General features: G+C 63.3%; 12 protein-coding genes. 5 read left to right on the top strand and 7 right to left on the bottom strand.

The window, feature by feature from the left end; translation table 11 throughout:
* Positions 1-40: 40 nt before the first annotated feature.
* Together hdaA and AZF01_RS14820 are read right to left on the bottom strand one after the other, a co-directional pair.
* Positions 41-727 (bottom strand): DnaA regulatory inactivator HdaA, encoded by a 687-nt coding sequence (gene hdaA / locus AZF01_RS14815; RefSeq protein WP_024706533.1) that lies wholly within the window; start codon positions 725-727, stop codon positions 41-43.
* 3 nt (positions 728-730) lie between these two features.
* Complete coding sequence (locus tag AZF01_RS14820) at positions 731-1,858, bottom strand: AI-2E family transporter (protein WP_024706534.1); 1,128 nt, start codon at positions 1,856-1,858, stop codon at positions 731-733.
* A 324-nt stretch (positions 1,859-2,182) separates the two neighbouring features.
* Between AZF01_RS14820 and purM the strand changes: the two genes are divergently transcribed.
* Entirely contained in the window at positions 2,183-3,274 is a 1,092-nt protein-coding gene (gene purM, locus AZF01_RS14825) for a phosphoribosylformylglycinamidine cyclo-ligase (protein WP_036235863.1), read from the top strand.
* Complete coding sequence (purN, locus tag AZF01_RS14830) at positions 3,271-3,921, top strand: phosphoribosylglycinamide formyltransferase (protein ID WP_024706536.1); 651 nt, start codon at positions 3,271-3,273, stop codon at positions 3,919-3,921. Before purM ends, purN begins: the two co-directional genes overlap by 4 nt.
* Before the next feature lie 99 nt (positions 3,922-4,020).
* On the opposite strand, the gene AZF01_RS14835 is transcribed toward purN, so the two are convergent.
* On the bottom strand, positions 4,021-4,668 hold the full coding sequence (locus AZF01_RS14835) for an MBL fold metallo-hydrolase (protein ID WP_024706537.1): 648 nt from the start codon (positions 4,666-4,668) through the stop codon (positions 4,021-4,023).
* A 127-nt stretch (positions 4,669-4,795) separates the two neighbouring features.
* On the opposite strand from AZF01_RS14835, the gene AZF01_RS14840 reads away from it, so the two are divergent.
* The 3 genes from AZF01_RS14840 to AZF01_RS14850 all read left to right on the top strand — a co-directional run bounded on the left by AZF01_RS14840 (position 4,796) and on the right by AZF01_RS14850 (position 7,482).
* Positions 4,796-5,344 carry a MarR family winged helix-turn-helix transcriptional regulator gene (locus AZF01_RS14840; protein ID WP_024706538.1) on the top strand — a complete coding sequence of 183 codons (549 nt, stop codon included), beginning with the start codon at positions 4,796-4,798 and terminating at the stop codon, positions 5,342-5,344.
* Positions 5,341-6,036 (top strand): response regulator, encoded by a 696-nt coding sequence (locus AZF01_RS14845; protein WP_024706539.1) that lies wholly within the window; start codon positions 5,341-5,343, stop codon positions 6,034-6,036. Before AZF01_RS14840 ends, AZF01_RS14845 begins: the two co-directional genes overlap by 4 nt.
* 90 nt (positions 6,037-6,126) lie before the next feature.
* A complete protein-coding gene (locus AZF01_RS14850; RefSeq protein WP_036235880.1) occupies positions 6,127-7,482 on the top strand; it encodes an ATP-binding protein in 1,356 nt (451 codons plus the stop codon).
* Positions 7,483-7,486: 4 nt separating this feature from the next.
* On the opposite strand, the gene AZF01_RS24055 is transcribed toward AZF01_RS14850, so the two are convergent.
* The 4 genes from AZF01_RS24055 to clpB form a co-directional block, all read right to left on the bottom strand.
* Complete coding sequence (locus AZF01_RS24055) at positions 7,487-7,828, bottom strand: tRNA-binding protein (protein ID WP_061449705.1); 342 nt, start codon at positions 7,826-7,828, stop codon at positions 7,487-7,489.
* Complete coding sequence (proC, locus tag AZF01_RS14860) at positions 7,829-8,650, bottom strand: pyrroline-5-carboxylate reductase (protein WP_024707553.1); 822 nt, start codon at positions 8,648-8,650, stop codon at positions 7,829-7,831.
* A gap of 1 nt (position 8,651) precedes the next feature.
* The gene (locus tag AZF01_RS14865) at positions 8,652-9,152 is read right to left on the bottom strand and encodes a YbjN domain-containing protein (protein WP_024707554.1); all 501 of its coding nucleotides are present in this window, start codon (positions 9,150-9,152) and stop codon (positions 8,652-8,654) included.
* Positions 9,153-9,616: 464 nt separating this feature from the next.
* A complete protein-coding gene (clpB, locus tag AZF01_RS14870; RefSeq protein ID WP_024707555.1) occupies positions 9,617-12,220 on the bottom strand; it encodes an ATP-dependent chaperone ClpB in 2,604 nt (867 codons plus the stop codon).
* Positions 12,221-12,271 lie beyond the last annotated feature (51 nt).

Consider the following 12,271-nt stretch of genomic DNA (forward strand, 5'->3'; position numbering starts at 1 on the left):
GCGCGCGCTCGTGTTTTTCGCAGGCGTAAAGGGGATAGGATCACATTGTTGCATTTTCACGCAGGGAGAGAACCTCCGCCGCCAAAGCGCGCGTGATCCGGCGTCCGCGCGAAAGCGCGAGCCTGTCGATCTCATCAACGATCCGGCAGGCGCTGTCGAGCGAGCGCTCCATGCGCGAAACGAGGTAGGTCACGACGCGTCGATCCACCTCAAGTTGCCGGTCGGAAAACAGCTTGAAGATAACCTGCTCGAGGAGCTCGTCATCCGGCGCGCCGATCTCGACCACGGTTGCCGCATGCAGCCGCGAGCGGAGGTCGGCGAGCGTAACGGGCCAGAGGCCGGGCAGGTCACGCGCGGTGATCAGCAGGCTGCCACCGTTCTGGCGGACCGTGTTGATGAGATGAAAGAGCGCGGTCTCGTCGAAGTCCGCGCGGTCGGCGTCCTCGAACAGGAACGCGCCCTGACGATAGGGCACGGGTCGGCCGCCGCGCAGATTGTCCGTCACGTCGCGCGCCTGGCTCACCCCTTTCCAGATGGCGGCGAGATGGCTCTTGCCGGCGCCCGGCGGTCCGACAAGCACCACCACCGGCGCGCGCCAGTCCGGCCAGCGGTCGACGAGATCGACCGCTGGCGCGATCGAGGCGGAGACCAGGAGGTGCTCCCGATCCGCGACCGGATCATGGCCGAGGGCAAGCGGCAGCTGCACGGTTTCGCTCTTCCTGGCCACGGCTCAGCCTTCTTCTTCCTTCACCGGCATTGGCTCGTCGCTATGGTGCTCGATCCCGTCCCAGTAAAGATCGCTGGTGAGATAACGATCGATGGCAAAGCGCACGAGCACGCCGACGGCGGCCGCCACCGGCACGGCGACGAGAAGGCCGACGAAGCCGAACAGCACGCTGAAGGCAAAAAGGGCGAACATCAGCCAGACGGGATGAAGCCGCACGCTGCCGCCGACAAGCTTCGGCTGCAGCACGTTTCCCTCCAGGAACTGGCCGAACAGATAGATGCCGAAGACCAGCGCGATCATCCAGAAGTCCGGCCAGAACTGGAACATCGCGACCCCCATGGACAACACGAGGCCGGATGTGGAGCCGAGATAGGGGATGAAGCTGATGAAGCCGGCGAAAAGACCGATCAACGCGCCGAAATTAAGCCCGGCAAGGCTGAGCGCCACGGCGTAGTAGACGCCGAGGATCAGGCAGAGCGACCCCTGGCCGCGCACGAAACCGGAAATCACGCTGTTGATCTCGCGGGCGAGATACCGCACGTCGTCAACCTGGCCGCGCGGGATCCACTGGTCGACCTTGGCGACCATCCGGTCCCAGTCGAGCAGGAGGTAGAACGCAATCACCGGCGCCAGCACCACGAAGGAGACGACGTTGACGACCGCCATCGACGAACTCCAGATACTGCCGAACAGCGAACCGGCGATGGAGGCGCCGCCCGACAGCATCTTGCCGACATTCTCGCTGAGATCAGTCAGTTGGCCGTTCGCCCAGTCGACCAGCTTGCTCAATTGCGTGGTCTGCACATAGTGCTCGAGCGCCGCGATGTATTTCGGGAATTGCTGGACCACCTCGGAGGCCTGCGAGACGAGAAGCGGAATGATGAGCAGCAGGACCGCAATCACGACGATCAGGAAGGTCAGCATGATCGTGGTCGTCGCCCACAGCCGGTTCATCCCGATCTTTTCCAGCCGGTCGGCGACCGGATCGAGGAAATAGGCGAGCGCCATGCCCGCCACGAACGGCAGCAGGATACTGCGGAACACATAAAGAAAGAGCGCCACGAAGGCGGCGAACAGGAGCCAGAAAATGACCTGTCGCCTGAGGCCAGCGCCGCTGATGCGTCTCGTCATCCACCACACTCCGTCGCAGGCAATGCTTGGTCCTTGAAAAAGCAATTGCCGTTCTTGTTGATAAACCCGGTCGTGCCTCTCTCCGGAAGAAGCAACCGGCGCGCTCTGTTTGTTGGGCATTGCGACCCCAGCGTCAAGGCCGAAGAATGGCGGGAAACGGCCCCTCCCCGATATCCACCGGCGGAAAACACTAGGAGGAGCTTGCATTCGGGCCTCAACAACCGGCTTTATTGTGATATCCGGAGGGGCGTCCGGCCTTGCCGCTTGCATCGGGCAACGACCCGTGCAATGCCCTCGTTTCGAATTGGCATGAGGATTGGCCCCATGAGCGACTCCCGCAAGACGAGCGAAACCCGTAAGAACGGACTGACCTATTCCGATGCCGGCGTCGATATCGATGCGGGCAACCTTCTGGTCGAGATGATCAAGCCTGCGGTCAAGTCGACCCGCCGCCCCGGCGCTGACAGCGAGATCGGCGGCTTTGGCGGGTTGTTCGACCTGAAGGCCGCCGGTTTTTCCGATCCCGTTCTGGTCGCCGCCAATGACGGCGTCGGCACCAAGCTGAAGATCGCCATCGAGGCGGCCAAGCATGACACCGTCGGCATCGACCTCGTCGCCATGTGCGTCAACGATCTGGTGGTCCAGGGCGCGGAACCGCTGTTCTTTCTGGATTATTTCGCCACCGGCGCGCTCGATCCGGAAGAAGGCGCGACCATTGTCGAGGGAATCGCCGAAGGCTGCCGCCAGGCCGGCTGCGCGCTGATAGGCGGCGAGACGGCGGAAATGCCCGGCATGTATGCCAGGGGCGATTATGACCTTGCCGGTTTCGCCGTTGGGGCAGCCGAACGCGGCGCGCTTTTACCGGCGGCAAATCTCGAGGAAGGCGACGTGATCTTCGGCCTTGCCTCATCCGGCGTGCACTCCAACGGTTTCTCGCTGGTCCGCCGCGTTGCCGAGATGAACGGCCTCGGCTGGCAGGCTCCGGCCCCCTTCGCGCCGGGCAAGACGCTGGGCGAAGCGCTGCTTGAGCCGACCCGCATCTATGTGAAGCCGCTTCTCGCCGCCATCCGCGAGACTGGCGCGGTGAAGGCGCTGGCTCACATTACCGGCGGCGGCTTTCCCGAGAACATTCCGCGCGTTTTGCCGAAGGCGCTGTCGGCCGAGATCGACCTTGGGGCGATCACCGTGCCCTCCGTCTTCTCCTGGCTGGCGCGCGCCGGAGGCGTCGCGCCGGCGGAGATGATGCGGACTTTCAACTGCGGCGTCGGCATGATCGGCGTCTGCAAGGCCGAAGACCTGGAAGACGTGCTCGAAGTCCTGAAGCGCGAGGGCGAGACCGCCTTTGCGCTTGGGCGCATCATTGCCCGCGGCGACGACATGGCCGGCACGGTCTACAAGGGCATGATCAACCTATGACGAAGAAGCGCGTCGCCGTCTTCATCTCGGGAAGCGGCTCGAACATGGTGCGGCTCGCCGAGGCGGCGCAAGCGGATGACTTTCCGGCGGAGATCGTCGCCGTGATCGCCGACAAGCCGGAGGCGAAGGGACTGGAGAAGGCGCGCGCGCTTGGCATTCCGGCCTACGCCCTCGCCCGCAAGGATTATGACGGCAAGGCGGCGCATGAACAGGCCATGCTGGACCTGCTCGCGGACATAGAACCCGATTTCATCTGCCTTGCCGGCTTCATGCGGCTCTTGTCAGCCGATTTCATACGCGCCTATGCGGGGCGCATCATCAATATCCACCCGTCGCTCTTGCCGCTCTTTCCCGGGCTCGATACCCACCGGCGCGCCATCGAAGCCGGCATGCGGATCGCAGGTTGCACGGTTCATTTCGTCACCGAAGGCATGGATGAGGGACCGATCATCGGCCAGGCCGCCGTGCCGATCCTGCCCGGCGATGACGCCGCAAGCCTCGCCGCGCGCATTCTGACGGTCGAGCATCGGCTTTATCCGGCAGCGCTGCGCCGTCTTGCGGGCGGGGGCGTGCGGATGGAAGCAGGCAAAGCCGTGTTTGCCGGCAACGCGGCGATCGATGCAGATCAGGTTACGATTGCCGTCTAGAGCGCCGTGCGTCCATTCGGACGCACAAAGGACGCTCTAACCTATTGAATCTACGCATCGTGCTTTCCGAAAATCGATTCCGATTTTCGGGCCGATGCGCTAGAGCCCCTGGATAAACGGATTGGTGCGCCGCTCCTCGCCGATGCGCCCGCCGGGGCCGTGGCCACAGATGAAGCCGACATCATCTCCGAGCGGCAGAAGCTTGGTGCGGATCGAATTCAGAAGCGTCTGGTGATCGCCGCCCGGCAGGTCGGTTCGGCCGATCGAGCCATGAAACAGCACATCGCCCACATGGGCGAATTTCTGGCGACGATTGAAGAAGATCACATGCCCCGGCGAATGGCCGGGCGTGTGGAATACCTCGAATTCATGCGCGCCGAAACCGAGCACCTCCCCCTCCGTCAGGAACCGATCGGGATAGGCATTGCGCACCATGCCGGCCATGCCGAAGCGCTCGGCGCTTTCCTCGATCGCCTCGAGGATCGGCTTGTCGTCCTTATGCGGGCCGATGATTTCAAGCCCGAGCTGCTCCTTCATCTCCATCGCGCCGCCGGCATGGTCGAGATGGCCATGGGTCAGCCAGATCGCCTGGAGCTTGATGCCGTTTTCCTCGACCGTCTGGATGATCACCTCGGCATCGCCGCCCGGATCGACCAGCACGCCTTCGCGGCTTTCCAGGTCGAACAGCACGGTGCAGTTCTGCTGCAAGGGTGTGACGGGAATGATCCCGGCCTGAAGCTGTGCCATGGTCTTGATTGTCTCTTCCGTCTGCCGATCGTCCGCCGCGTCTTCCATTTCGCGGTGAACCGCACTAAACCTATTGCAACACCTATGTCAGACTTGGTTTGATTGCAAAACCCCGGGCCGTCGGGAAATGCAAAACGGCGAAAGGACGCAAGGCTCCGTGCCGAAGAGCGAAGCGATAAGAAACGAAGAACCGGCTGTCCGCGATGACGGCGAGGCCGCGTTCGAGATCGTAGAGCTTCTGTTTTTCGCCTACCGCGATTTCACGTCCGATCCGGACGCGATTCTGGGCGAAATCGGCTTCGGGCGGGCTCACCATCGCGTGGTCCATTTCGTCGGCAGCCGACCGGGCATGAGCGTCGCCGACCTTCTGGAGACGCTGAGCATTACCAAGCAGAGCCTCGCGCGGGTTCTCAAGCAGCTGATCGATGCCGGCTATGTGCGCCAGACGACGGGGCCGGAAGACCGCCGCCAGCGCCGCCTGTTCCTTTCTGCAAGAGGCGAAAGCCTGCGTCAGGAACTGCTCGCGCCGCAGCTCGAACGCATCAGCAAAGCCTTCGGCGGCCTCGATGCCTCCGAGCGGGACGCCGTGAAGACCTTCCTGTCGCGGATGTGCAATGACGATCCCGCGGCTTTGTGCGGCGCCTTGCTCTCCTCCAATGACGGAAAGCGACCATGACCAGGGACATCGCAGACGACGCCCCCCACCTTCTGATCGTCGACGACGACACCCGTATCCGCACGCTTCTGAAACGCTATCTCGGCGAACAGGGCTACAGGGTTTCAACGGCCGGAGATGCGGCCGAGGCGCGGCGCAAGCTCGAGGGCCTCGATTTCGACCTTCTGGTGCTCGACGTGATGATGCCGGGCGAGGACGGCGTTTCGCTCACGCGCGACCTGAGCAAACTCCGTCCGATCCCCGTGCTGCTCTTGACCGCCAGGGCCGAGGCCGATGCCCGGATCGAGGGGCTTGAGGCGGGCGCGGACGACTATCTCCCCAAGCCCTTCGAGCCGCGCGAGCTTCTGCTGAGGATCAGCAACATCCTGCGCCGCGCCCAGGCGCCGAAGACGCCGGCGATCGAGCAGATCATGTTCGGGCCCTACACGTTTTCGCTCGGCCGCCGCGAATTGAAGAAGGGCGCGACGCCGATACGGCTTACCGAGCGGGAACAGGACATCATGTCGATGCTGGCGCAAAAGGCCGGCGAGACCGTGGCGCGTTACGACCTCGTCAGCTCGGACGCCGAGATCAACGAGCGCACGATCGACGTGCAGATCAACCGGCTGCGGCGCAAGATCGAGAGTGATCCGGCAAACCCGCGCTACCTGCAGACGGTGCGCGGCATCGGCTATCGTCTGAACCGGGAATAACAGGTCTTGAGACAACTCAGCCAAAGCCTGAAGGATGTGTGCGGGAAACTTGCCGACAGACTTCACACGGCCTATCGCGCCCTTGTCCGGCTGCCGGGCCTCCGGCATCTCTACTACGCCTACAAGACAGTGGCCCGCTGGACCCATCACCGCCTGCCGCGCGGTCTTTTCGCCCGCTCGCTGCTGATCATCATCATGCCGATGCTGTTGCTTCAGGCCGTCGTCGCCACCGTCTTTATGGAGCGGCACTGGCAGATGGTCACCCACCGCCTCGCCGACGCGGTGACCGGCGATATCGCCGCAATCATCAACCTGATCGACACGACCGACCCCGATTACCAGGACGAGATCGTGTCCATCGCCGCCCGTGACATGGGGCTGAGGGTCGCCATCGAACCAGACGGCAAGCTGCCCCCGCCCCTGCCGAAGCCCTTTTTCGGCCTTCTGGACCAGGTTCTGGCGGAACTGATCTCCGCCAAGATCGGCCGCCCCTTCTGGATCGATACGCTCGGCGATTCGCGTTTCGTGGAGATCCGCATCAAGCTCGACGACGGCATATTGCGGATCTTCGCCCGCCGCTCGATGACCTATGCCTCGAACACGCATATCTTCATCCTGTGGATGGTCGGCACGTCGCTGGTGCTGATCGGGATCGCAACGCTGTTCCTGCGCGGCCAGATCCGCCCGATCCTCAGGCTCACCCAGGCGGCGGAGGACTTCGGCAAGGGCCACCGCTCCTCGCGCCCCTTCACCCCGCGCGGCGCCATCGAGATCCGCCGCGCCGGCCTTGCCTTCATCCTGATGCGCGAGCGCATCGAGCGGCAGATCGAACAGCGCACCACCATGCTGAACGGCGTCAGCCACGACCTGCGCACCATCCTGACACGGTTCAAGCTGCAACTCGCCCTGATCGGCGACAGCCCCGAAGTCGAGGCGCTCAATCTCGATATCGAGGAAATGCAGAAAATGCTGGAGGGCTATATCGACTTTGCCCGCGGCGATGCCGAGGAGGTCACCGGAACGGCCAGCCTTTCTGCCCTGTTCAAGCGCCAGCAGGAGGATTTCGAACTGTCGGGAAAGTCGCTGGACTACGTCATCGTCGGCGATGATGCGGTGACGGTGCGGCCCAATGCCTTCGCGCGGCTCATCGCAAACCTTGCCTCCAATGCCAAGCGTCACGCCAACCGCCTGGAAATCACCGCCGAACACGGCGAGAAATGGCTGACGATCTCCTTTGACGATGACGGGCCGGGCATCGCCCCGGACATGAGGGAGGAGGTGTTCAAGCCGTTCCTGCGGCTCGACAATGCCCGCAACCTCGATTCCTCGGGCACCGGCCTCGGCCTTGCGATCGCCCGCGACATCGCGCGCGGACATGGCGGCAATGTGGTGCTCTCGGAAAGCCCGCTCGGCGGGCTCAGGGCAACCATCCACATTCCGTGCTGATTGTTCAGTGAAGCTTCGCGCCGTTTTCGACCGGCTTGTCGATGGCCGCCAGCACGATGTCGCCATTGGCATCGGCCATGCCGAGGGTCAGCACTTCCGAGCGGAAGGGGCCGATCTGGCGGGGCGGGAAATTCACCACCGCCATCACCTGCCGGCCGACAAGGGTTTCGGGCGTATAGTGCACGGTGATCTGCGCGGACGATTTCCTCACGCCGATATCGGGGCCGAAATCGATCTTCAGCTTGTAGGCCGGCTTGCGGGCCTCCGGAAAGGTCTCCGCCTCGATAATTGTGCCGGCGCGGATATCGACCTTCAGGAAGTCGTCAAAGGTAATCTCGTCCGTCATTCAGCCCGCCAGTTCGCGCGATCGGTTGCAGGCGGCTTCCAGCGCCCGGTCGAAGACCGGCTGCAGGCCGTCCTCGGCCATCAGCTGCTCGAGCGCTGCGGCCGTCGTGCCGCCGGGCGAGGTGACATTCTTGCGCAGCGTGCCGGCGTCGTCCTTCGAGCCGTCCATCAGCGCGCCAGCGCCGATCACCGTGCCGCGCGCAAGCCGCATCGCAAGCTTCTCGTCAAGCCCGAGCTTGCGGCCGGCTTCGGCCATGCACTCGACCAGGTAGAAGGCATAGGCCGGACCGCTGCCGGAAATCGCGGTGACGGCGTCGATATCCGCTTCCTTTTCCACCCACTCGACCTGGCCGACGGCGGCAAGAAGCGTATCAGCCTCCTCGCGCGCGGCCTCGGTGACGAGGCCATTGGCAAAGGCGCCGATGACGCCGCGACCGACCATGGACGGCGTATTGGGAATGGTGCGGATCATCGCCAGCTTTCCGAGCCGCTCCTCGAAATAGGAGAGCGTCTTTCCGGCGGCGACCGAGATGATCAGCGTATTCTCGTCTATCACCGGGGCCAGCGTATCGAGCACGGCATACATGACCTGCGGCTTGACGGCGAGAACCAGTATTTTGGCCTTGATATCATCCGGCGGCGCCACATGGTGACGGATGCCGCTGCGATCGAGCAGGCTCTTGATGCCGTTTGAAGGGTTCGGATCGATCACCGTGATCGCCTCGCGACGCACCCCGCCCGCGACCCAGCCCGAAAGCAAAGCGCCGCCCATATTGCCGGCGCCAACCAGCACCAGTCCTTCGATTTCGCCGAGGTCTGCCATATCAGGCCTCTCCAACCGTTTCGAACATCACCGCCTTCATCGCGTCCTCGGCAGACATGCCGGACCAGACGACGAACTGGAAGGCCTGGAAGTAATTCTCGCACGCATCGAGCCCGTTGGAAAGCGTACCCTCGACCTGCTGGTTGGTGGGCTCCGCGCCGCCCGCCAGAAGCAGCGAATGGCGGAAGACCACCACATTCTCATGCGGCCAGAAATCGAAATGGCCCATCAGAACCTGGGAATTGACGCGCGAAAGCAGACGCACCAGTTCGGTCACGCGATGATCGGGCACACGCAGGTCGAAGGCGCAGGCAAGGTGCAGCGCCTCATGCTGGCTCATCCACGAGAATGAGACGTGATAGTCGGCCCAGCGTCCGCCGACCGTCATGGCGATCTCATCCTCGCCCGAACGCTCGAAACTCCAGTCATTCGTGGATGCCACGAACTCGATCATGTCGACCGGATTGTTCAGACGTTCAATTTCCAAAAGACCAAGACCCATGAACCACCTTTTCCGGTTGCCCGCTTCCGGTTCCGGCCAGTTTCCTGACCGGCCTCCCCGCAATGCGCCACCGGCTTAATTTCGAATCATCTATTAAAATCAGTGTATAACGCGCAAACGCCAACACCAGCCCCCAGGCCGCGGCTTTGCCATCATCGGTCGTTTTCGCGTTCGGAAAATGATTCAGGGGCAGGGCCTAAATGATTCAGTGAATTGCCTTTTTTAACCATGTCCACAGGCCGGATTTTTTTTGGGGGAAGTCGCTGAAAGAATGCGCAAACACTGTTTCCGGGCTTGGGGACGCCCAGTTCCGATGACAGCGCTGGCTTGCGGGCGCGGAAAAGCAGGCCCGCGCGGGCCTGCCGAAACGGCCGATGCGCCCGCCGGCGATGCCGGCGCGTGCATGAAATGTGTGAAGGCCGCCCCTGGAGGCGGCCTTTGCTGCTTTGTCCGGATTGCCGTAATCAGGCGACGTCCTGCAAACGCCCGGAGAGCGTGAACAGCAACCGGTCGGAGCCCGCATCAACCTTGACATGGGTGCCGTCGGCGATTTCGCCGCCGAGGATCCTCTCGGCCAGCGGATCCTGCACCGCCGTCTGGATCACGCGCTTCAAGGGGCGCGCGCCATAGGCCGGGTCATAGCCCTTCTCGGCGAGCCAGTCGCGGGCTTCCGGCGTCAGCTCGATCTCGATCTTGCGGTCGGACAGAAGCTTTTCGAGCCTGCCGAGCTGAATATCGACGATCGCGCCCATATCCTCGCGATGCAGCCTGTGGAACAGGATGATATCGTCGACGCGGTTCAGGAACTCCGGCCGGAACGACGCCCGGACGACCTCCATCACCTGCTCGCGCGCGGCCGAACTGTCCTCATTTTCGCCAAGCTGGGTCAGGAACTCCGAGCCCAGATTGGAGGTCATGATGATGATCGTGTTGCGGAAGTCGACCGTGCGGCCCTGGCCGTCGGTCAGCCGCCCGTCATCGAGCACCTGCAGCAGCACGTTGAAGACATCCGGATGGGCCTTTTCGATCTCGTCGAACAGGACCACCTGGTACGGCCTGCGGCGCACCGCCTCGGTCAACATGCCACCCTCGTCGTAACCGACATAGCCGGGAGGGGCGCCGATCAGGCGGGCCACGGAGTGTTTCTCCATGTATTCCGACATGTCCATGCGCACCATCGCCGTTTCGTCGTCGAAGAGGAAGCGGGCGAGCGACTTGGTCAGTTCCGTCTTGCCGACGCCGGTCGGGCCCAGGAACATGAACGAGCCGATCGGGCGGTTCGGGTCCTGCAGGCCGGCGCGCGCGCGGCGAACGGAGCGGGAGACCGCCTGCACGGCATCACCCTGGCCGACGACCCAGCGGGCCAGTTCGTCTTCCATCCGGAGCAGTTTCTCGCGCTCGCCTTCCAGCATCTTGTCGACCGGGATACCGGTCCAGCGGGAGACGACCTGGGCGATATTGTCGGGCGTGACAACCTCCTGCAGGATGGAATCGGTGACCGTATTGTCCTCGGTTTCGGCCTCGGCCAGTTCCTTTTCCAGCTTCGGGATCGTGCCATAGGCAAGCTCGCCGGCCTTCTGGTACTCGCCGCCGCGCTGGGCGATCGCGAGCTCGTTGCGGGCCGCATCCAGCTGCTTCTTCAGGTCGGCAGCCTTGTTCAGCTTGTTCTTTTCCGACTGCCAGCGCGCCGTCAGCGTATCGGCCTCTTCTTCCAAAGAGGCGAGTTCGCCTTCAAGCCTGGAAAGCCGGTCCTTCGATGCCGTGTCGGTTTCCTTCTTCAGCGCCTCGCGCTCGATCTTCAGCTGGACGATCCGGCGGTCGAGTTCATCGAGCTCCTCCGGCTTGGAATCCACCTGCATGCGCACGCGGCTTGATGCCTCGTCCATCAGGTCGATGGCCTTGTCCGGCAGGAAGCGATCGGTGATGTAGCGGTTCGAAAGCGTCGCGGCGGCCACAAGCGCACTGTCGGAGATGCGCACCTGATGGTGCTGCTCGTATTTCTCCTTCAGGCCGCGCAGGATCGAGATCGTGTCCTCGACCGTCGGCTCGGCAACCATCACCGGCTGGAACCGTCGGGCAAGAGCCGCGTCCTTTTCGACATGCTTGCGGTATTCATCAAGCGTGGTCGCGCCGACGCAGTGCAGCTCGCCGCGGGCAAGCGCGGGTTTCAGCAGGTTGGACGCATCCATGGCGCCATCGGCCTTCCCGGCGCCGACCAGGGTGTGCATCTCGTCGATGAACAGGATGATCTTGCCGGCTTCGGCCTGAACCTCGTTCAAAACCGCCTTCAGCCGTTCCTCGAACTCGCCGCGATATTTCGCGCCCGCAATCAGCGCGCCCATGTCGAGCGCCATCAGCTTCTTGTCCTTCAGGCTTTCCGGCACATCGCCATCGACAATGCGCAAGGCAAGGCCTTCCGTGATCGCCGTCTTGCCGACGCCGGGCTCACCGATCAGAACAGGATTGTTCTTGGTCCGGCGGGACAGGACCTGAATGGTACGGCGGATTTCGTCGTCGCGGCCGATCACCGGATCGAGCTTGCCGTCGCGGGCATCGGCCGTGAGGTCGCGCGCATATTTCTTCAGAGCGTCATAGCCTTCCTCGGCGCTGGCGCTGTCGGCGGTGCGGCCCTTGCGGATCTCGTTGATGGCCTCGTTCAGCCCGTTCGGCGTCACGCCGGCGCCTTCCAGCGCCTTCGCCGTCGACGCGGATTTCTCGATCGTCAGCGCCAGAAGCAGCCGTTCGACCGTGACGAAACTGTCGCCGGCCTTCTTCGCTGCCTCCTCGGCGGTGTTGAAAACCTTCGCCAGCGGCTGGGAGAGATAAATCTGGCCGTTCCCGCCGGAAACCTTGGGGATCCGGGCGAGCGCCGCGTCATTGGCGAGGCGCGCCTTCTTGGCATCGCCCCCTGCCCGCTCGATCAGCGAGGCGGCCATGCCCTGTTCGTCGTCGAGCAGCACCTTCAAGAGGTGCTCGGCGCCGAACTGCTGATGGCCTTCGCCGAGAGCGTAGGTCTGCGCGGATTGCAGAAAGCCGCGCACGCGTTCGGAATATTTCTCGATATTCATGTCCTTGCCTCCATTCCTCGCCCGGCCCTTTTGAAGCGACAGGACGATGAC

The organism is Martelella sp. AD-3 (assembly GCF_001578105.1).
GTDB lineage: Bacteria > Pseudomonadota > Alphaproteobacteria > Rhizobiales > Rhizobiaceae > Martelella.

Bases quoted from the DNA above. Each gene is read 5' to 3' on its own strand.
- AZF01_RS24055 (WP_061449705.1), bottom strand. From the start codon at position 7,828: ATGACGGACGAGATTACCTTTGACGACTTCCTGAAGGTCGATATCCGC.
- proC (WP_024707553.1), bottom strand. From the start codon at position 8,650: ATGGCAGACCTCGGCGAAATCGAAGGACTGGTGCTGGTTGGCGCCGGC.
- AZF01_RS14845 (WP_024706539.1), top strand. From the start codon at position 5,341: ATGACCAGGGACATCGCAGACGACGCCCCCCACCTTCTGATCGTCGAC.
- purN (WP_024706536.1), top strand. From the start codon at position 3,271: ATGACGAAGAAGCGCGTCGCCGTCTTCATCTCGGGAAGCGGCTCGAAC.
- purM (WP_036235863.1), top strand. From the start codon at position 2,183: ATGAGCGACTCCCGCAAGACGAGCGAAACCCGTAAGAACGGACTGACC.
- AZF01_RS14820 (WP_024706534.1), bottom strand. From the start codon at position 1,858: ATGACGAGACGCATCAGCGGCGCTGGCCTCAGGCGACAGGTCATTTTC.
- AZF01_RS14865 (WP_024707554.1), bottom strand. From the start codon at position 9,152: ATGGGTCTTGGTCTTTTGGAAATTGAACGTCTGAACAATCCGGTCGAC.
- clpB (WP_024707555.1), bottom strand. From the start codon at position 12,220: ATGAATATCGAGAAATATTCCGAACGCGTGCGCGGCTTTCTGCAATCC.
- AZF01_RS14835 (WP_024706537.1), bottom strand. From the start codon at position 4,668: ATGGCACAGCTTCAGGCCGGGATCATTCCCGTCACACCCTTGCAGCAG.
- AZF01_RS14840 (WP_024706538.1), top strand. From the start codon at position 4,796: ATGCAAAACGGCGAAAGGACGCAAGGCTCCGTGCCGAAGAGCGAAGCG.